The organism is Streptomyces sp. NPDC002754 (assembly GCF_053592315.1).
Window position 1 is genome coordinate 65,953 of the sequence record NZ_JBSFVM010000030.1, and the last position, 19,191, is coordinate 85,143.

Annotated in this window: 20 protein-coding genes; 11 read left to right on the forward strand and 9 right to left on the reverse strand. The window is 70.0% G+C overall.

Annotation, left to right across the window (positions count from 1 at the left end):
- The first annotated feature begins 212 nt into the window (after window positions 1-212).
- Genes ACWD2L_RS34500 through ACWD2L_RS34510 form a run of 3 tightly spaced genes read left to right on the forward strand, consistent with a single transcriptional unit; the run spans window position 213 to window position 3,645 of the window.
- Entirely contained in the window at window positions 213-1,532 is a 1,320-nt protein-coding gene (locus tag ACWD2L_RS34500; protein WP_451193032.1) for an MFS transporter, read from the forward strand.
- Window positions 1,529-2,500, forward strand: coding sequence for a dihydrodipicolinate synthase family protein (locus tag ACWD2L_RS34505; RefSeq protein ID WP_451193035.1), 972 nt, complete (start codon window positions 1,529-1,531; stop codon window positions 2,498-2,500). Before ACWD2L_RS34500 ends, ACWD2L_RS34505 begins: the two co-directional genes overlap by 4 nt.
- Window positions 2,497-3,645, forward strand: a complete 1,149-nt coding sequence (locus tag ACWD2L_RS34510) for a mandelate racemase/muconate lactonizing enzyme family protein (protein WP_451193038.1) — start codon at window positions 2,497-2,499, stop codon at window positions 3,643-3,645. The genes ACWD2L_RS34505 and ACWD2L_RS34510 overlap by 4 nt, the downstream gene beginning before the upstream one ends.
- A 51-nt stretch (window positions 3,646-3,696) precedes the next feature.
- Here the strand turns inward: ACWD2L_RS34510 and ACWD2L_RS34515 are convergent, their stop codons facing one another.
- Entirely contained in the window at window positions 3,697-4,158 is a 462-nt protein-coding gene (locus ACWD2L_RS34515; protein ID WP_451193041.1) for a MarR family winged helix-turn-helix transcriptional regulator, read from the reverse strand.
- Window positions 4,159-4,349: 191 nt separating this feature from the next.
- Here ACWD2L_RS34515 and ACWD2L_RS34520 point away from each other — a divergent pair, with 191 nt between their 5' ends.
- Both ACWD2L_RS34520 and ACWD2L_RS34525 read left to right on the forward strand, forming a co-directional pair.
- The gene (locus ACWD2L_RS34520) at window positions 4,350-5,636 is read left to right on the forward strand and encodes a cytochrome P450 (protein ID WP_451193043.1); all 1,287 of its coding nucleotides are present in this window, start codon (window positions 4,350-4,352) and stop codon (window positions 5,634-5,636) included.
- Window positions 5,637-5,655: 19 nt separating this feature from the next.
- Entirely contained in the window at window positions 5,656-5,862 is a 207-nt protein-coding gene (locus ACWD2L_RS34525; protein ID WP_451193046.1) for a ferredoxin, read from the forward strand.
- Window positions 5,863-5,897: 35 nt separating this feature from the next.
- On the opposite strand, the gene ACWD2L_RS34530 is transcribed toward ACWD2L_RS34525, so the two are convergent.
- Window positions 5,898-6,674, reverse strand: a complete 777-nt coding sequence (locus ACWD2L_RS34530; protein ID WP_451193049.1) for a hypothetical protein — start codon at window positions 6,672-6,674, stop codon at window positions 5,898-5,900.
- Window positions 6,675-6,848: 174 nt separating this feature from the next.
- Here ACWD2L_RS34530 and ACWD2L_RS34535 point away from each other — a divergent pair, with 174 nt between their 5' ends.
- Window positions 6,849-7,880, forward strand: a complete 1,032-nt coding sequence (locus tag ACWD2L_RS34535; protein WP_451193052.1) for an NADPH:quinone reductase — start codon at window positions 6,849-6,851, stop codon at window positions 7,878-7,880.
- Here ACWD2L_RS34535 and ACWD2L_RS34540 read toward each other — a convergent pair.
- A complete protein-coding gene (locus ACWD2L_RS34540; RefSeq protein WP_451193054.1) occupies window positions 7,864-8,163 on the reverse strand; it encodes a hypothetical protein in 300 nt (99 codons plus the stop codon). The genes ACWD2L_RS34535 and ACWD2L_RS34540 overlap by 17 nt on opposite strands.
- A gap of 112 nt (window positions 8,164-8,275) precedes the next feature.
- Complete coding sequence (locus tag ACWD2L_RS34545; RefSeq protein WP_451193057.1) at window positions 8,276-9,319, reverse strand: NAD(P)-dependent alcohol dehydrogenase; 1,044 nt, start codon at window positions 9,317-9,319, stop codon at window positions 8,276-8,278.
- A 112-nt stretch (window positions 9,320-9,431) separates the two neighbouring features.
- Here ACWD2L_RS34545 and ACWD2L_RS34550 point away from each other — a divergent pair, with 112 nt between their 5' ends.
- Both ACWD2L_RS34550 and ACWD2L_RS34555 read left to right on the forward strand, forming a co-directional pair.
- The gene (locus ACWD2L_RS34550; protein WP_451193060.1) at window positions 9,432-10,043 is read left to right on the forward strand and encodes a TetR family transcriptional regulator; all 612 of its coding nucleotides are present in this window, start codon (window positions 9,432-9,434) and stop codon (window positions 10,041-10,043) included.
- Window positions 10,044-10,147: 104 nt separating this feature from the next.
- Window positions 10,148-11,458 carry a hypothetical protein gene (locus tag ACWD2L_RS34555; RefSeq protein ID WP_451193063.1) on the forward strand — a complete coding sequence of 437 codons (1,311 nt, stop codon included), beginning with the start codon at window positions 10,148-10,150 and terminating at the stop codon, window positions 11,456-11,458.
- Window positions 11,459-11,480: 22 nt separating this feature from the next.
- Here the strand turns inward: ACWD2L_RS34555 and ACWD2L_RS34560 are convergent, their stop codons facing one another.
- The 3 genes from ACWD2L_RS34560 to ACWD2L_RS34570 form a co-directional block, all read right to left on the reverse strand.
- Entirely contained in the window at window positions 11,481-12,716 is a 1,236-nt protein-coding gene (locus ACWD2L_RS34560) for a cytochrome P450 (protein ID WP_451193066.1), read from the reverse strand.
- 79 nt (window positions 12,717-12,795) lie between these two features.
- The gene (locus ACWD2L_RS34565; RefSeq protein WP_451193069.1) at window positions 12,796-13,989 is read right to left on the reverse strand and encodes an NAD(P)/FAD-dependent oxidoreductase; all 1,194 of its coding nucleotides are present in this window, start codon (window positions 13,987-13,989) and stop codon (window positions 12,796-12,798) included.
- The gene (locus ACWD2L_RS34570) at window positions 13,986-14,186 is read right to left on the reverse strand and encodes a ferredoxin (protein ID WP_451193071.1); all 201 of its coding nucleotides are present in this window, start codon (window positions 14,184-14,186) and stop codon (window positions 13,986-13,988) included. The genes ACWD2L_RS34565 and ACWD2L_RS34570 overlap by 4 nt, the downstream gene beginning before the upstream one ends.
- Before the next feature lie 143 nt (window positions 14,187-14,329).
- Here ACWD2L_RS34570 and ACWD2L_RS34575 point away from each other — a divergent pair, with 143 nt between their 5' ends.
- Window positions 14,330-14,965, forward strand: a complete 636-nt coding sequence (locus tag ACWD2L_RS34575) for an acyl-CoA-like ligand-binding transcription factor (RefSeq protein ID WP_451193074.1) — start codon at window positions 14,330-14,332, stop codon at window positions 14,963-14,965.
- A gap of 49 nt (window positions 14,966-15,014) precedes the next feature.
- Here the strand turns inward: ACWD2L_RS34575 and glgX are convergent, their stop codons facing one another.
- Window positions 15,015-17,114: a glycogen debranching protein GlgX gene (gene glgX, locus ACWD2L_RS34580; RefSeq protein WP_451193077.1), complete on the reverse strand. Its 2,100-nt coding sequence runs from the start codon at window positions 17,112-17,114 to the stop codon at window positions 15,015-15,017.
- Complete coding sequence (locus ACWD2L_RS34585) at window positions 17,111-17,620, reverse strand: pep a2 (RefSeq protein WP_451193080.1); 510 nt, start codon at window positions 17,618-17,620, stop codon at window positions 17,111-17,113. The genes glgX and ACWD2L_RS34585 overlap by 4 nt, the downstream gene beginning before the upstream one ends.
- Before the next feature lie 286 nt (window positions 17,621-17,906).
- On the opposite strand from ACWD2L_RS34585, the gene ACWD2L_RS34590 reads away from it, so the two are divergent.
- Window positions 17,907-18,137 carry a hypothetical protein gene (locus ACWD2L_RS34590; RefSeq protein ID WP_451193082.1) on the forward strand — a complete coding sequence of 77 codons (231 nt, stop codon included), beginning with the start codon at window positions 17,907-17,909 and terminating at the stop codon, window positions 18,135-18,137.
- The coding region (locus ACWD2L_RS34595) for a maltotransferase domain-containing protein (protein WP_451193085.1) at window positions 18,134-19,191 on the forward strand (1,058 nt) is incomplete at its 3' end. The genes ACWD2L_RS34590 and ACWD2L_RS34595, both read left to right, overlap by 4 nt.

Here is a 19,191-nt window from a genome sequence, read left to right on the forward strand (position 1 = left end):
CCGACATTCAGGAGGAGGCACTCACTCACTGAACCGACCGAACGACTGCTTGACGAGGTGCGACCCGTTCACCGCCAAGATCCCGGGCCGCACCTCAGAGATCCACGCTCCGCGAGGAGCGTCGCCGTTACCCACTAGGAGCAACGATGCCCCAGTCTAACGTGCGCACGTCCGCCCCAGCCGGGACAGGTCCCGTTCGCGAGCGCAGCCGTATGCGCTGGACGATCGTCGGATTCTCGGCCCTCGGGCTGACCATCGCCTATCTCGACCGCGCCGCCATCAGCGTCGCGATGCCCTTCATGTCCAAGGAGTTCCACATCAGCTCGGCGGTGCAGGGAGTCCTGCTCTCCGCCTTCTTCTGGACGTACGCCCTCTTCCAGCTCCCGTCCGGCTGGCTGCTCGACCGCTTCGGGCCCAAGGTGATCTACCCGATCGCGGTCGGCTGGTGGTCGATCTGGACCGCCCTGACCGCGTTTTCGCAGGGCGTCGGCTCGGTCGTCGTGTTCCGGCTCGGCCTGGGCATCGGCGAGGCCCCGGTGCAGCCGGCGAACGTCAAGGTGGTCTCGCGGTGGTTCCCCCGCAGGGAACGCGCCTTCGCGTCGAGCCTGTTCGACATGGGCCAGCAGATCGGCACCGCCCTCTCCGTCCCGATCGTCACCGCGCTCATCACCTTCAGCGGCTGGCGCATGGCCTTCGTCGTGATCGGTGTCGCCGGTCTGCTGTGGATCGTCGGCTGGCAGCTGGTCTACCGCGAGCCCGAGAAGCACCCGCGCGTCTCGGCGGCCGAACTGGCGCACATCCAGTCCGACCAGGGCGAGATGGTGGCCGCGCAGAACGCTGCCACCGACGCCGGTAGCGACACCAGCACTGACGCGTCGTGGCGGGTGCTGCTGCGCAACAACCAGGTGTGGGCGCTGATGACGGGATACGTCTTCCGCTCACTCTCCGGCGCCTTCTTCCTCACCTGGTACCCGACCTACCTGCTCGACGATCGCGGCTTCACCGAGGCCGAGTTCGGGATGGTCGGCGCCATTCCGCCCCTCATCGCCATCGGTTCCACGGTCCTCGGCGGCATCGTCTCCGACCGCATGCTGGCGTCCGGGATGTCGACGAACCTGGCGCGCAAGATCCCGATCGTCTCCGGGCTCGCACTCAGCGCCTGCATCGGGTTCTCCCCCTTCATCGAGAGCAACGTCGCGGTCATGACCGTGCTGACCATCAGCAACGCGGCGCACTCCTTCGCAGGGGCCGCGATCCTGAGCCTGCCCGCGGAGGTCGCGTCCTCGCCGGAGACCGTCGGCTCGGTCGCGGGCTTCCAGAACTTCGGATCCCAACTCGGCAATCTCATCAGCCCGATCGCCATCGGACTCTTCCTGACCTTCGGCGACGGCTCCTACCTCGGCCCGCTGCTCGGCTCCGCCGTCTGCTGTCTGGTCAGTGCGGCCATCTACCTGTTCTGGGTCCGCATCAAGCCCGTCACCCCCGTGAGCGCCCTCGCGGCGGCCACCGACCCCAAGGGGACCACCTCATGAGCGCGAGCTCGACCCTGAACACACCGAACACACCGAACACCGCCGATCTCATCGAGCGGTTGAGCACCGTCATCGCGATTCCGGTGGTGCCCTACGGCGCGGACGGCGAGATCGACCACGACCGCGCCCGCGCGCTGTCCGCCCGGCTCGTCGCGGGCGGCATCACGGCCCTGACGCCGAACGGCAACACCGGTGAGTTCTACGCCCTCACCCCGGCCGAGCGGCGCGCTGTCCTGACCAGCGTCGCCTCGGCGTGCCCGGCCTCCACGACGCTCGTCGCCGGCGTCGGATTCGACGTACAGACAGCAAGTGCGGACGCCCGCTTCGCCCGGGACACCGGCGCCCACGCGATCATGATCCACCAGCCGGTGCTGCCCTACATGTCGCCGGAGGGCTGGATCGAGTACAACGCGGCGATTGCCGGCTCCGTACCGGAGCTCGGTGTCCTGCCCTACCTCAGCAACCCGGCCATCACCGGCGCACACATCGGGGCCCTCACGGAGCGTGCTCCCAACGTCATCGGCCTCAAGTACTCGGTGCCGGACCCGGTCGTGTTCGCCGCCAACCGGGAACAGGCAGGGAACGACGGCCTGTTGTGGATCGCGGGTCTCGCGGAGTCCTACGCGTCCGCCTACTGGCAGGCCGGCGCCCGCGCGTTCACCTCGGGCCTCGCCAATGTCGCACCGGCCGTGCCCCTCCAGCTGCTCGCGTCCCTGCGCGCGGGCCGCTACGACGAGGCGGCGGCCCTGTGGCGTCGGATCCGCCCCTTCGAGGAGATGCGGGCCCGCGACCACTCGGCCGACAACGTGTCCGTGGTGAAGGAGGCCATGGACCAACTCGGCCTGTGCGGGCGCGAGGTGCGTCCGCCCAGCCACGTACTGTCCCGTGGCCGGGCCGCCGAGGTGACCGAGGCCGTCCGGCCCTGGCGTGAACTGGTGCCCGCCCTCGACAAGGAGCTCATGGCATGAAGATCGAAACACTGGAGACCTTCCGCCAGCGGGTCGGCGACCGGCCCCGCGTCCTCGTGAAGGTCACGACCGACAGTGGTGTGTCCGGCTGGTCCGAGGTGTACAACCACGGACCCGACCTCGCCTATCTCCCGCTGCTCGACCACCTCTTCGAACAGATCAAGGGCATGGACCCACTGCGGCCCACCGCGGTCAACCAGTTCCTGCACCAGTCCGCCCGCTTCCCGCAGGGAGCCCTGGGAACCGCCGCCATCGCCGCGATCGACCACGCCCTGTGGGACATCGCGGGCAAGGCGCTCGGGGTGCCGGTGTACCAGCTGCTCGGCGGCGCGGTCCGGGACCGGGTCCGGGTCTACGCCGGCCTCTACAGCGCCCCGGACGTGCCACAACTACGGGACAGAACAGCCGAGTTGCACGACCGCTTCGGTTTCACGGCGTTCAAGCTCAGCCCCTACCGCCGCGATCTGCACACCAGCCGGTACGGCCTCGTGGTCCGCGAACTCGGTGACTACTTCGGCGACGTCCGTCAACACCACCCCGAGGAATGGGAGTTCGCCTTCGACGCCCACGCCTGCCTCTGGGAGCCGCACCAGGCAGTCGAGTTGGGCGCCGCGCTCGCACCCAGCCAGCCGTTGTTCCTGGAAGAGCCGATCCGCCCCGAGCACATGCCCTCGTGGGGACGGGTCCGTTCCGAGCTGAGCGTGCCGCTGGCCACCGGTGAATCCCTCTACACCACACAGGAGTTCCTCGCGCTGCTCACGGCCGACGGGGCCGACATCGTGCAACCCGACATCTGCGTGGTCGGCGGGATGACCCAGATGGTGAAGATCGCCGCGATCGCCGAGGCGCACTACGTGCCGGTGTCCCCGCACAACCCGATGGGACCGCTGGCCACCGCGGCGAACGTGCACTTCGCGGCGGCCACCACGAACTTCGGCATCCTCGAATACGGCACGGGCTACCAGGTCGACGACATCTCCTGGTGCCCCGACCCGTACCTCCCGGTGGACGGCCACCTGGAGCTGCGCCCGGACCGCCCCGGCTGGGGCATCGAGATCGACGAGGACGTACTCGTGGCCGACGACTGGGTCTCGTGGAACCGCAAGGTGCCCGTCCGCCGCGACGGGTCCACCGCCTGGATGTAGGCGGGCCGGTCGAGCCGGCGGATCGCCCCCGAAAGGTGGTGGGCCGCCGGCTCAACGCGGCCAAGGCCGCCCCGTGCGCCGCTCGATGTCGGTGTTGAACCGTTCGAGGTCCTCGATGAACCGCCGCAGCCGGTCCTCGGGCCAGTCGCCGAGGATGTCGGCGAGGCCGGTGGCGATGGCGTCCCGGTCGGTGTGCAGCCGCTCGCGCCCCACGTCGGTGATCCGGAACTGCCGGGCGATGCTGCCTGCCGGGTCGAGGGTTCGTTCCACGAGGTTCTCGCGGAGCAGTGCCGCGGTCTGCCGGGTGAGGGTCGAGGCGGTGAGCCCGAAGGCCTCGACGAGGTCGGGCACGGACATCGGACCCTGCGCCTCCAGACGGCTGAGCAGGACGTAGGCGCTGCGATCGAGGGCGTTGTTGTCGAGGCGTACGCGGCGCGGAGAGGTCATCTCCAAGTGCCGGTTAAGGATCAGCAGTTCGCGCTCGATACGGCCGCCTGCCTGCCGTGCGTCCACAACGGCCTCCGTCTGTTCGCCCGTCGTACCCGGTACGCGATTGAAGCATCCGGCACGGTTGTGCGCCATACACGGAAAGTGCATCATGCAAAGACAGTGCATGATGCACTTTTGTTGAACGGTGCATCGCGCCGACCCTTTCGCCACCGTGGACACCTGCCGCCGCCTCCACCCCCACGAGGAGACGCACCATGACCGACCAGGCCGAACACGCCTACGCGCCCCACGCCCCCGACGCCCCCTACGTCCAGCCGTCCGTCCACCTGCCGCTGTCCGGCGACACCCCGCTCGAGCCGCCCGCCGTATGGGAAGAGCTGCGCGCGCGGTGCCCCGTCGCCAGCGCCACGCTGCCCAGTGGTGACACGGCCGTCTATCTGACCCGGTACGACGACGTCCGGGGCCTGCTCTCCGACGCCCGGTTCGTCCGCCCCACCGAGCAGGACAACGCCGCCCGGATGGCCCCCGAAGGCTCCGGCGGGGCTGCTGCCACCGGAAGCTCCGCCATCGCGACCCCCAACCGGGGCGAACCGCACCTGCGTTGGCGCCGTCAGGTGGGCCGCTACTTCACCGCCAAGCGGATGACCGCCCTGCGCCCCGCCATGACCCGCCTCGCCGAGGGTCTCGTGGACGCCATGCTCGCCGACGGCGCCCCCGCCGACCTGCGGGCGAGCCTCGGCTTCCCGTTCCCCGTCTACGTCATCTGCGACCTGCTCGGGGTCCCCGCGGAGGACCGGGACCGCTTCTCCGGCTGGTCCGACAGCTTCCTCAGCGTCACCCGCTACAGCGCCGACGAAATCCGCACTGCCCAGGACGAGTTCGTCGCCTACATGTCCGCGCACATCGCCGCCAAGCGTGCCGCGCCGGCCGACGACCTCCTCAGTGTCCTCATCACGCAGAGCGAGGAGGCGGGCGGCGCGGGGAGCGAGAGCGAAGGCGGCGGACTGAGTGACGACGAGCTCGTGTCCACCGGCATGGGCCTGCTCGTCGCCGGCCACGAGACCACCGCCAACTCGATCGGCAAGATGGTCTCCCTGCTGCTCGACGACCGCGGCCGCTGGGAGAGCCTGCTGGCTGATCCGTCGCTGGTGCGCACCGCCGTCGAGGAGTCCCTGCGCTTCGACAGCAACCTCGGCTTCGGCCTGCGCCGTTACCTCGGCGAGGACGCGGAGATCGGCGGAGAGGTCGTCCCGGCTGGCAGCACGGTCGTGTGCAGCATGCCGGCCGCCAACCGCGACGAGCGTGCCTTCGACGGCGCCGACGCCATGGACCTCGCCCGCACCCCCAACCCGCACCTCACCTTCGGTGTGGGGCCGCACTCCTGCCTCGGCCAGGCACTGGCCCGCACCGAACTCCAGGTCGTCCTGGAAGTCCTGCTGGCCCGCGTGCCCACCCTGCGCCTCGACGTCCCCGCCGCCGAACTGCGCAAGACGGAAGGGCTCCTCGTGGGTGGCCTGAGCGAAGTCCCGGTCAGCTGGTGACACGTAGAGGAGACGCACTGTGACACTCAATGTCGACGTCGACCAGGACAAGTGCTGCGGCGCCGGTGCCTGTGTCCTGTCCGCGCCGGAGGTCTTCGACCAGCGGGACGAGGACGGCGTCGTGACCCTCCTGGCCCCCGAACCCGCCCCCGCAGACCACACCGCCGTACGAGAGGCGGCGGCCATGTGCCCTACGTCGGCGATCCATGTGAGCGAGACCGACTGATCGACGCAGGGCCCAAGGTCACGATTGCCCCGGGATCAGATGTTCGGGGCGTTCACGATCTTGCCGCTCGGGGCCTTCGCGCCGACGGTCGTGCCGAAGTCGGACCACGTGATGGTCGTCATGCCGGTGCCATTGCTGTACGGGCTCACCTGCTGCAGCAGGTAGGGCTTGCCCGTGGTGGCGACGCTGAACGTGGCCTGCTTGCTCGCGTCCGAACCCTTGGCGACAGCCGTGGCGACGGGCTGACCCGCCACCTTGGTGGCGGAACCCTTCGTGAGCTCGAGGGAGTTCTTCTCCGGCTTGCCGAACTGCTCGCCGTGGCAGTAGCTCGCGAACACCTTCGTGAGCGCGGCGGTCGGCGAACCGTGCATCCACTGGTCGGCCTTGATGGTGCCCGCGCCGTTCTTCTTGGCCCAGGTGGAGAACGTGGAGTCGACCTTGCCCCAGACATCATTGCCCTTGCGGATGACCTCGAAGGAGCCCATGTCCTTGAGGTCGACCGTGCCGGTGCACTCCGAGGCGGAGAGCCGCAGGTCGGACTTGGCGTCCGAGCGCGACATGACCTCGTGGGCCGACCCCGCGGCGGCCTTCGTCTCCGTGCCCTTGGTGCGCAGTGCGACGGCGGAGAGCTTGTCGGCGCCGTTCGGCTTGGCGTCGGCCTTGGCCGGCTTGTCGGCGGCGGTCGACGACTTGCTGTCGCCGTCCGAGGCCTTGTCCGAACCGCTGTTGCAGGCCGTCAACGACACCAGAGCGGCGGCGCAGGCGAGCGCGGTGGCGGCGCGGCGGACGGACAGGACGTGCGTGTTGTTCATCGGTTCCCCGTTGATCCCCGTGAGTGTGTGATTGCCGTAAGTGGCATGTGCCATTCAACCAGCGGGCGGTGACACCTCGTAGCGGGGGGTCGACTCAACGTCGTGAACCGCCCACGAGTTGGGGTGTCCACCCGTCCGGGAATACGGCGACCCCACCCGGTGATTGCCCAGAGCATGAAGGCGATCGTGTACAACAGCAACGGCGACTCCCAGGTACTGAAGATCGAGGAGCGCCCCGTCCCCGACCCCGGCCCCGGCGAGGTCCGCGTCGAGGTTCACGTTTCCGGGGTCAACCCCACCGACTGGAAGGTCCGGGCGGGGGTCTCGGGGAGCCTCGGCGACGGTGAGAGCCAAGTGCCCAACCAGGATGGTGCGGGCCGGATCGACGCGGTCGGCGAAGGAGTCGACTCCGCGCGGATCGGTGAGCGGGTGTGGCTGTACCTCTCCGCGGCCGGGCGCCCCGACGGCGGTACGGCCCAGGAGTACCTGACCATCCCGGCCGAGCGCGCCGTACCGCTCCCGGACGGGGCCGACTACGACTTGGGCGCGGCGCTCGGCGTCCCGGCGCTCACCGCCCACCGTGTGCTCACCCTCGCCGGCGACGGCCCTGACCGGTTGTCGCCCGGCGCGCTCGACGGCCGGACCGTGCTGATCGCCGGGGGAGCGGGCGCGGTCGGCAACGCCGCGATCCAGCTGGCCCGTTGGGCCGGGGCGACGGTCATCACGACCGTCAGCTCCCCCGAGAAGGCCGACCTGGCGAAGGCCGCAGGCGCCCACCACATCGTCAACTACCGTACGCAGGACGCCGCCAAGGCCATCCTCGACCTGGCGCCCGACGGCGTGGACCTCGTCGCCGAGGTCGCCCCGGCGGTCAACGCCGAGCTGAACCTGGCGGTCACCAGGAACAACGCCACGATCGCCTTCTACGCCAACAACGGCGGCGACGAACTGCGCCTTCCGCTCCGCGCCACCTTCGGCCGGAACCTGGACTGGCACGGTCTGTCCCTCTACACGGTCCCGGCCGAGTCGATGCGCAACGGCGTGGCCGCCGTCTCTGCGGCCGTCGCGGCCGGTGCGCTGCGGGCGGGTGCGGAGGCCGGTCTGCCGCTGGCACGCTTCCCGCTGACCGGGACATCAAAGGCACACGAGGCCGTCGAGGGCGGGGCGGTGGGCAAGGTCCTCATCGACGTCAGGGCGGCCGAGTAGTCGAGTAGCCGACCAGGGGCGAATTCTGCGCGTCACCCGAATCGGTCGAACGGCGCGATGACCGGGCCGAGTACTCCCACCGCGGGGTGCTCGGCCCGCCGTCCCGAGCCACCACCGCACCCCCCTCCAGCGCCTCCGCGATCTCCTCCGGCGTGCAACCGGCCGCCGCGAGCACCTCCTTGGTGTCACCGCCTGCCGGACTCGGTGGTGCCGCGGCCCGGCCGGGGGTGCGGCTCAGTTTGATGGGGACACCGACGCCCCGGTAGCCGTCCTGTTCGACCACGAGTGCCCGCCTTGCGTTACAGCAGCGACTTGAACCGACCGCCTCCGGAGATGGGGCTCGTTCGGCCGGAACCGGAAGGCGCCAGGCCCGTCGTTCGACAGACCGCCCGTCCTCAGTCCAGGTCGGACATGTCGAGCACGAACCGATAGCGGACGTCATTGCGTTCCAGGCGTTCGAGGGCCTGGTTCACCTGGGACGACGGCAGTACCTCGACGTCCGCGGTGATGTGGTGTTCGGCGCAGAAGCGCAGCATGGCGGCGGTGGACGGGCGCCCGCCGCTGCCCGCGGAGCTGAGCTTCTTGCGGCCGATGAGCAGGTCCATGGTGTCCACGGTCACCGGCCCGAGGTGACCGAGGTGGCTGAGGGCGCCGTCCATGGCGACCATGCGCAGGTACGGGGCCAGGTCGTGCGGGGCGGAGATGGTGTCGATGACGACGTCGAACCGGTCGCGTACCGCATCCATTTGTTCCGGGTCGGTGGAGACGACGAAGCCGGTCGCCCCGAGTCCGCGCGCCTCGTCGGCCTTGTCTGGTGTGCGGCTGATGACGGTGGTCGCGGCGCCGAGTGCGGCGGCCATCTTGACCGCGAGGTGTCCAAGGCCGCCAAGACCGGCGACGGCCACCGTGCTGTCCGGGCCCACCCCGAGGGCTTGCAGCGGCTCCCAGACGGTGACACCGGCGCAGAGGAGTGGGGCGGTGGCGGCCGGGTCGAGGCCCGCGGGGAGTCGGTACGCGAACCGATGGCTCACCACATACTCGCGGGAGTAGCCGCCGAGCGTGGCCGATCCGTCCTGTCGGTCGGTTCCGCCGTAGGTCAGGGTCGGGAACTCACGGCAGAAGTTCTCCTGGCCGGCCCGGCACATGGGGCAGGTGCCGCAGGAGTCGACGATGTTGCCGACGGCCACGGGATCGCCCGCCGTGAAGCCGGAGACCGCGTCGCCGACCTCGGTCACCACTCCGGTGAACTCATGGCCGGGGACGAGGATGCCCTTCGCGTCGCCGGTGTGTGCCTGGAACGCGTGCAGGTCGGTGTGGCAGACACCGCAGTACTCGACGCGCACGGCGATGTCGTCCGGGCGCAGATCCCGGCGCGCGATTGTCGTGCGGCGCAGGGTTCGCGCGGCGCCGTCCGCCTGCCATCCGGTCGTGGAACGCATGTCGATCTCCTCGGGGATTCTCAGACAGACTGTTCAGTCTGTTTAACGTAGACGCACCGGCGGCGGGAAGCAAACAGACGGGTCGGTCTGCTGCCCTGGTAGGTTGGGTCGTATGCCCGATCAGCCGTCCAGCGCGCGGGGAAGCGCGACGTACCAGCGCATCCTCGACGCCGCCACCCTCGAATTCGCCCAGTACGGCATCGCCGGCGCGCGCGTCGAGCGGATCATCGCCGCCGCGCGCACCAACAAGGCGCAGCTCTATGGCTACTTCGGCAACAAGGAGCAGCTCTTCGACGCGATCTTCTTCGCGTCATTGGAGCGGATCGTCAACGTCGCCCCCATCGACGCCTGGGATCTCGCCGACTGGGCGGTGCGCCTCTACGACGAGTACCTCGCCCGCCCCGACCTGATCCGCCTCGCGACCTGGGCACGCCTGGAGCGGCGCCCGACCGGGCACCTCGTGCAGGACCACGACCACCACGACGACCACAAGCTCCGCGCCATCGCCGAGGCCCAGGCCGCGGGGCGCGTCAGGGAGGGCGACCCCTTCGACGTGATGGCCATGGTCATCGCCATGTCCATGGCCTGGTCGCCGGTCAGCAACGTCTACGCCGCCTCCGCCGAGGAGCCCGAGGCCGTGCACGAGCAGCGGCGTGTGCTGCTGCGGGAGTGTGTGGGCCGGGCGGTCGCGCCGGTTCAGGTGGAGCGAGGCGAATCCGCGTAGGGCCAGCGGGAACATCCAGAGATTCAAGCTCCGCGAACCGTAGTACTGGGCCGACGACACCCGAGACGCCAACTGGCCGCCGACCGGTACTACAGTCGTCGCGCATGAAGGATTCTCTGATCTCCCGCCGCACACTCATCGGTGCGACAGCGGCCACCGGGGCCTTCGCGCTGACCGGCTGCGGCAAGGGCAACGACGTGGGCGGGAGCGGGGAGAAGCAGGCCTCCTCCGTCCCGCCCAGCACCGATCCGGCCCGGCTCGGTGAGCTGCCGCCCGCGGCCGACACGGCGTCGGCCCGGTCGACGAGTGGGGCTTGGCGCTATACGCACCTCTCGTCCGAGAAGCGCGCCTCGTACCAGGCACTGTCCGTCACGTCGAGGGACGACTTGTGGCTGCTGGGGACCCGCCTGCCGTCCTTCACTCCGTTCCTTGAGCACTGGGACGGCAAACGGTGGAGCAAGCCCGCGATGCCCGGCGAGCTCATCGAGGGCGGCCGACGCTCTCTCTGGGCTCTGGCCGCCGGGGACTCCGGCCAGCTCTGGCTCGCACAGCGCACTGTGGACGACGAGCAACTCGCTGTATTCCACCGGAAGGACGGGGCGTGGCAGCGACTCCCCGACTCTCCGGCGGTCACTGGCAACCACATGTCCGGCATGCCGACGCAAGGCGCCTGGTGTGTCGCCTCCGGAGCGCACCTGTGGGTCATCGTCCACGGCAAGCTCGTGCGCTGGAACGGGGAACGCTGGGATGTGCCGGATCCGGGCTTCCCGGTCGCCGCGCTGACCGTCGCGTCCGCCGAGGACGGATCCCCTCGTGTCTGGGCGGCCGGGTCGACGGACGAGGACTACCCGCAGCTCGCCACAGCCAGGTGGGCGGGCGATGCCTGGCAACGGCTGCCCACCCCCTCGTACCACTTCCCCGACCCCGTCCCACCCGAGGCGGCCGCCGTGCTGGAGACCATTGTCCACGACCCTGTGAGGGATCGTCTGTGGGCGCTGGGCAGCCACGACTTCAACCACGGCGAGGTGGACGAGGAGCCCGATGCCGAGACCATCGTGCTGACCAGGGAAGGCGACGCATGGCGAAAGGTAGGCATTCCCGACTTCGGCCGGGGTCTCACGAGTTCCACGACCGTTCCCGACGGAACCGGCGGGCTGCTCCTGGACTCACGGGCACGCCGCACCAAGGACGGGAAGGTGCGCAAGCTGGCCGATCCGGGCCGACTGCCCGAGCCGTCCGAGGTGCCGAAGCCGAAACGGAAGTACGACTTCGGGCAACCCTTCGAGGTCGCCACGACCAGGCTGATCCCAGGCACCCGTACGGTCCTCGCCGTTGGAGGCGTCACCTTCAACAACTCCTCGGACACGGGCGACGCGCCCCGGCGCCCCGCGCTCGCCCGCTACGACGCGCCCTGAACTCGGCCTGCCCGGGGGCCGGTCACCAGGTGACGGGGAGTTCGTGGATCCCGTAGATGACGGCGTCGTACTTGAAGGGCACCTGGTCGACGTCGATCGCGGCGCGCAGTGTCGGGATGCGGCGGAACAGGGTCGGGTACACGACCTGGAGTTCCATCCGGGCGAGTGGCTGGCCCGCGCAGTGGTGGGGGCCGGTGCCGAACGCGAGGTGCTGACGCGGGTTGCGGGTGATGTCCAGGGTGTCGGGGTCGGCGAAGACCTCGGGGTCGCGGTTGGCCAACTCGCTCAGGAGGATGACGCCTTCGCCCGCGCGGATGGTCCGGCCCGCGATCTCGATGTCCTCAAGTGCCGTCCTGCGGCGGCCGAGATGGACGATGGACAGATAGCGCAGCAGCTCCTCGACGGCCGACGCGACCACCTTCGGGTCGTCGGTGTCCCGGATGACGGCGAGCTGGTCGGGGTGCTCAAGCAGCAGCAGCGTGCCCAGCGAGATCATGTTGGCGGTGGTCTCGTGGCCGCCGAGGAGCAGGAGCACGCCCATGGCGGCCGCCCCGTGCCGGGTCAGTTCGCCGGCCTCGATGCGCCGGCCGAGCTGGGAGAGCAGGTCGTCGCCCGGCTCGGTCATCTTCCTTCCGACCAGCTCGTCGAGGTAGCCGGCCAGATTGGCGTGGGCGGCGCCCCGTTGCTCGGCGGTGGCTGTGGCGGAGACGAGGGTCTTGCTGTTGACCTGGAAGAACTCGTGGTCGGAGTAGGGGACTCCGAGGAGTTCGGAGATGACGAGGGAGGGGATGGGCAGCGCGAGCGCCTGCACCAGGTCGGCGGGGTTCGGGCCGGCGAGGAGTGTGTCGATGAATTCGTCGGTCATCTTCTGCACGACAGGGCGCAGGGCTTCGATCCGCTTGATGGTGAACGCGCCGCTGACCATGCGGCGCAGCCTGGCGTGCTCGGGGTCGTCCATCCCGACGAAGCTGAGGTCGGTTCCGCCACCGCTGTGCATCGCCGGGTCGACAGGGCTGGGGTAGTTCGGGTTGGTCAGGTCGGCGCTGAGCCGCGGGTCGCCCCCGAGGAGCTTCTGCTCGGCGTGCCGGGTGACGACCCACGGGGTGCTCTCGCCCCAGGACCTGACCCGGCTGACGGGCCCGAGGTCGGTGAGGTCGCGCATCTTCGGCGAGACGCCGAACGGGCAGCCGGGGGAACGCGGGTGGGGGAATTCGGGCAGGGCGGCGGCGGGGGCGGCGCCCTCGTGCGCGGTGGTCATGTTCGTCCTCCGGTGGGGTCTGAGGTCGTGACGTCGGCGGCGTCCGCGTCGGGCGGTGGTGGACGCCGGGGTGTTGAAATCAAGCGGTCGTGGACGCCTTCGCGGATGCCTGGGCGGTGAAGGTGAGTTGATGGCTGTGCTGTCGGGTCTGCTTGGGCATGTTCCAGCCCAGGACGGCGTGGACGCGGCCCGCCCGCTCGTAGCGGGCGACGAACCGGCCGCCCTCCTCGCCCTCGACGACCGTCATCTCGGCGTCGGGCGCGGGTGAGCCGAACACCTGGATCTTCGCGTCGAACTGGTCGGTCCAGAAGTACGGCACAGGTGTGTACGCGGTGGTGTCACCGAGGATGTTCCCCGCGACGACGGCCGCCTGGGCGGTGGCGTTGGTGCGGTTCTCCAGCCGGAGGCGGGTGCCGATGCCCTGGTGGTACCAACGGGCCATGTCCCCGGCCGCGTAGACACCGGGAGCGGCGCGGCAGTGCGCGTCGCACACCACACCGTCCTCCAGGTCGAGTCCGCTCCCGGACAGCCACTGCGTGGCGGGCGTGCAGCCAACGGCGGCCACGACCAGGTCGGCGGGCACGGCCTCGCCCGTGGGCAGCCGCACGCCCGCGACCCGGCCCGCCTCCTCGACGAGACCGTCGATCGCCGTGCCGTTGACCAGGCGCACACCGCCCCGGCGGTGGAGTTCGGCGAGCGCCTGCGCGGCGCGCGGGCCGAACTGGTCCTGCATGGGGGCCTTTTGGAGCCCCACCAGGGTGGTCTCCAAGCCGAGTCCCGCGCAGGTCGCGGCGATCTCCGAGCCCAGGACTCCGTTGCCCACCACGGCGACCCGCCGAACGGTGCGCAGGGCGCCGCGCAGCGCGACCGCTTCGTCGAGGGTGCGCAGGACGTGCAGTCCGCGCAGGCCCTCAGGGGCGGGCAGTGTGCGGGCCCGCAGCCCAGTGGCCAGGACGACGGTGTCGGCGCCGAGTTCACGCCCGGAGGCCGTCCGTACCGTGCGCCGGGCGGCGTCGAAGGCGACCGCCCGCTCGCCGAGCACGAACTCGGCGTCCAGCGCGTCCAGCGCCTCCCGCGTACGCAGCCGCGCGCGCTCCGGTTCCCAGGCCCCGGACAGGACCTGCTTGGACAACGGTGGCCGGTCATAGGGCAGTTGGGACTCCCCGTCCATGAGAGTCAGCCGACCCCGGTAGCCCTTGCGGCGCAGCGCTTCGGCGGTGCCGAGGCCGGCCGCCGAGGCGCCGACGACCAGTACGCTCCGCGGCGCCGTCATACGTGCGCGGCCAGGTGGATCGCGGCCGCGGGGCAGACGCCGGCCGACTCGCGCACGGCCTCGTGCTGGTCCGGGGCGGGCGATGCGGTCAGCAGGACGACGATGCCGTCCTCGTCGCGCTGGTCGAAGACCTCGGGCGCGAGCATGACGCACTGGCCCGCTCCGCAGCACTTCTCTTCGTCAACGGTGATCTTCATTGTGGGGGGACTCCTTTTGATGCCGAGCCGGCTCGGTGCACCGCAGGCGGCGTGTCGACCTCATGGTGACACACCGTCTCACAAAAGAAACAGTGTCTCGCGCCTGTCTGTGGCCGACGTTCCCGCGGCGGTAGCATCGACGGGTGACCGAGGCAGCAGGCATGACAAGTACGCGGGACATCGCCCGGGCGGCCGTCCGGGACCGGTTGGCGCAAGTGGCCGTCGAGCTGTTCTGCCGCGAGGGGTTCGACCGGGTCACGTCGGGTGAGGTGGCCGCTGTCGCCGGAGTGTCGCGCAGTACGTTCCTGCGGTACTTCGGCAGCAAGGAAGAAGCCGTCATGAGCGCCTTCGAGCCGGACTGCGAGGCCGCCGCCGCCACGCTGCGCGCCCGTCCGGCCGGCGAGGACAACTGGGTCGCGCTGCGCCACGCGCTGGACGCCTTCGTCCAGCCGTCACACGACAACTCGGCCGAGCGGCTCGCCCAGGCCCGCCTCATCTCCGAGTCGGCCGCGCTGCGGGCCCGCCGCCTGGAGATGATGGCCCGCTGGCGCGACATCCTGGCCGCGATCCTCGCCGAGCGCGCGGGCCGTCCCGACGAGGTCGACATCAGCTTCCAAGTGGCCACGGCCGCGGCCATCGACTGCCTGATCGTCGCCGTCGAACGCTGGACACACCTCGACGGGCGTGTGGGTCTGTCCGCCCTGGTCGACGAGGCGTTCGCGTCACTTGCGCTTCGAAGCCCCGGCGCGCCCGCCCCCGACGCGCAGTCGGACCGCTGACGTCCCGAGTGGAAGCCGGCGCCGCAGTGCCGACACCCGCGACTTCGCCTCAACTGTCGCGGCGTTGGTGGGACAGGACCACCAAGGAGTGCGGGTCCAGCCGGACCGTCGCTTCGGCCTTGTATTCGGACTCGTCCACGCAGTCGGGCGCCGCGGTGTCGATCCGTGTCGCCCAGGAAGCGCCGTACGAGGACTCCGGCAGCCGGAACTCCGTCGCGCGCCAGTGGAAGTTGAACAGAAGCAGGAACGAGTCGTCGACGACGCGCTCTCCGCAGCTGTCCCGTTCCCTGATGGCGTCCCCGTTGAGGAAGACGGACAAGGCGTGCGCGTCGGGACGGCCCCAGTCCTCCTCGGTCATGACGGTCGCGTCGGGGCGCAGCCAGACCAGGTCCGGCAGGGCGTGGTCGTGGCCGTCGCCCGAGGAGGGCTCGCCGCGGAAGAAGCGGCGTTGGCGCAGGACGCGGTGGGTGGCCCGCAGTTCGATGAGGTCACGTGTGAAGGCCAGGAGCGAGGCGCGTTCGTCGTCGAGGTCCCAGTCGATCCAGGTCGTTTCGCCGTCCTGGCAGTAGGCGTTGTTGTTGCCCTGCTGGGTGCGGCCCAACTCGTCCCCGTGGCTGAGCATCGGGACACCTTGGGACAGCACCAAGGTCGCGAGAAGGTTGCGCTGCTGCCTGGCACGCAACGTAAGGACGGCCGGATCGTCGGTCGGTCCCTCCGCGCCGCAGTTCCAGGAGCGGTTGTCGCTCTCACCGTCGTTGTTCTGCTCGCCGTTGGCCTCGTTGTGCTTCTCGTTGTAGGAGACGAGGTCCCGCAGCGTGAAGCCGTCGTGGGCGGTGACGAAGTTGATGCTGGCCCGTGGACGGCGACGTTCGTGCTGGTAGAGGTCGGAGGATCCGGTGAGCCGGGAGGCGAACTCGGGCAGGACGCCCTCCTGGGCCCGCCAGACGTCCCTGACGCAATCGCGGTACTTGCCGTTCCACTCGGACCACAGGGGCGGGAAGTTGCCCACCTGGTAGCCGCCTTCGCCGAGGTCCCAGGGTTCGGCGATCAGCTTGACGCGGCTGATCACAGGGTCCTGCTGGATGAGGTCGAAGAAGGCCGACAGCCGGTCGACCTCGTGGAACTGGCGGGCCAGCGTGGCCGCGAGGTCGAAACGGAATCCGTCCACATGACACTCGGTGACCCAGTACCGCAGTGAATCCATGAGCAACTGAAGGACGTTGGGGTGGCGCATGAGGAGACTGTTGCCGGTGCCCGTGGTGTCGTAGTAGCGGCTGAAGTCGTCCTCGGAGAGACGGTAGTACGACGCGTTGTCGATGCCGCGGAAGGACAGCGTGGGACCGTTCTCGTTCCCTTCGGCCGTGTGGTTGTAGACCACGTCGAGGATCACCTCGAGGCCGGCCGCGTGCAGCGACTTGACCATGCTCTTGAATTCCGTGACCTGTTCGCCGAGAGTGCCGCCGGCGGCATAGGCGTGGTGTGGTGCGAAGAAGCCGATCGTGTTGTAGCCCCAGTAGTTGGACAGTCCGCGCTCTCGAAGAAAGCCGTCCTGCACGAACTGGTGCACCGGCAGGAGCTCGACCGCCGTCACCTTCAGCGCGGTGAGATGGTCGAGCACCGCGGGCGTGGCCAGGCCCGCGTAAGTGCCCCGCAGGTCTTTCGGCACACCGGGGTGTCCCGCGGTCAGGCCCCGCACATGTGCCTCGTAGATGACGGAGTCGGCGTACGCGTGATCCGGAGGTGTGTCGCCGGACCAGTCGAAGGCCGGGTCGACGACCACCCCGCACAGGCCCTGCCCGTCGGCCCCCGCCGCGCCGGAGCGGTCATGGACGGCCTTGGCGTAGGGGTCCAGAAGGAACGCCGTGGGGTCGCACCGGTGGCCGGAGGCCGGCTCCCAGGGGCCGTGGATGCGATAGCCGTACTGCTGCGGCGGCCCGGTGTTCGGTACGTAGCCGTGCCACACGGAACCGTAGACCTCGGGCAGGGGCACGGTGTGCTCGGCGCCATCGGCGTCCAGCAGCACCAGGTCCACACCGTCGGCCACGGCACTGAACAAGGCGAAGTTCGTGCCGTGGCCGTCGTAGGTCGCACCGAGGGGGTAGGGGCGCCCGCTGTGCACGCGGGCCGCGTCCGCCCGTCGTGCGGTCACGAAGCGGCGCCTGCCTCGACCCGCACGGACTCCGGGGCAGGGCACGGGGGCGAGGACAGCGGCACGCGGAGCGCTTCGCTCGCGTCCGGAACGGGGTGCTTGGGCACGAGAACCTCACGCACACCGGTCCTGCTGCGCAGCGAGAACCACACGATGCGCCGGATGTCCTGGGTGCAGCTGCCCCACCCGTCGCTCAGGGCCGCAATCTGCGCCGAGCAGTGCCGGGGAAGCCTCCGCGAGGGCTTCGCCGCCGGGTCCTCATAGGACACGGCGTTGAACAAGTGCTGCCCGTTCCACCACGCCTCGATCTCGATGTTGCTGTCGCTGTCCGGGTGTCCCTGGACGGCGAGTTCCAGCAGAAGACCGAGACCACGAGTCGCCGAGGGGGTCAGCCGCTCGAGCCCCCAGTAGCGCGTGTGCGCGGCGACTATTCGCTGGATCTGGCCGACCCGCTCAGGGGTCGGCTCCACAGCGATGTGGTAGTAGCGGGGCGTTGACTGATGCATGGTTCCTGCTCCTCACCGCGTAGCCCACGGCTCGATCCGGCACGGTGGAACCGAGCGCACGGACCGTGGGCATGGATCGCTTGAGAGACATCGATCAGCCTGTGCGCTGTACTCCATTCGTGCAACCGGAGCGTGTCCGACCGGCCACTTTGCGTTCAACAGGACGGATCGCCGACGGCGTCGCACCATGAGTGGAGGAGCTGCCGAGGGTGACGATGTGTGCCCTCTCCGTGATCGGCCCACGAGCCCACCGGGTTCGGCGTCACGGAGGCCCGGAGGACAACCCATGGGGACACCGCGTGTCACCGGACAGGTTGGTCAGTGCCTGGTGAGCTACCGCTTCTGGGAGCGCCGGTTCCTGGTTTCGCCGGACGATCCCGGCGCGCGCGAGGGTTTCGAGCGCGCCGTCGCCGCCCTGTGCCGGGCCACGGGTGCGAGATGCGGCCGGGAGGCCGCCGAAGCGGCGCAGACCTCGGGCCACTCGCCTTCAACCGCCGGGAAAGGTGACACCGCATGACGACGCTGTCGAATCCCGCTGTCCCCGTCCCCGTCCCCGTCTCTGTCCCCATCCCGATCGAGGACGTGAAGCCGTCCGTGGACGCGGGCCGGCGCCCGGCCAAGGCGGTGGTGGGGGAGTGCTTCCCGGTCACGGCGCTGATCTTCGTCGAGGGTGACGGGGTCCTCGGAGCCGAGGTCGTGCTGCGTACGCCCGACGGGGCTGAGGTGAGCCGGTGGCCGATGACACTGCTTGCTCCGGGGACGGACCGGTGGGGCGCCGAGGTGAGTGCGGAGAGCCCCGGCCGGCTGAGCTACTGCGTGCGGGCGTGGCGCGACCCCGTGGGTACCTGGATGCGGGACGCCGCGATCAAGGTGGGCGCCGGCGTGGACTGCGAGATCACTCTGGAAGAGGGTGCCGTGCTCCTGGAGCGGGCGCTGGCCCGAGACGCCGTGGACGAGACACGCGCGGTGCTGAGCGCGGCAGTTGACGCCTTGAGCGACGCGGACCTGAGCCCACTGGACCGGTTGGCCGCGGCCACCGCCCCTGTGGTGTGTGCCGCGTTGGAGGACGTTCCGCTGCTCGAGCGCTTGTCCGAGAGCCGGTCCTTCCCGTTGCTCGTGGAGCGGGAGCGGGCGTTGTTCGGGTCCTGGTACGAGTTCTTTCCGCGGTCCGAGGGTGCCGTCGTGAAGCCGGGCGTGCGGCCGGTGAGTGGGACGTTCCGTACGGCGGCGCGGCGGCTTCCGGCCATTGCGGCGATGGGTTTCGACGTGGTGTATCTGCCGCCCGTGCACCCCATCGGCAGCACGTTCCGCAAGGGGCCGAACAACTCGCTGTCGCCGGGCCCGGATGATGTGGGGGTGCCATGGGCGATCGGTTCGCACGAGGGCGGTCACGACGCGCTCCATCCGGACCTGGGCACCTTCGAGGACTTCGACCATTTCGTGGGCCGGGCGCGGGAGTTGGGCATGGAGGTGGCTCTCGACTTCGCGTTGCAGTGCTCGCCGGATCATCCGTGGGTGCAGAAGCATCCGGACTGGTTCCAGCACCGTGCGGACGGCACGATCGCGTATGC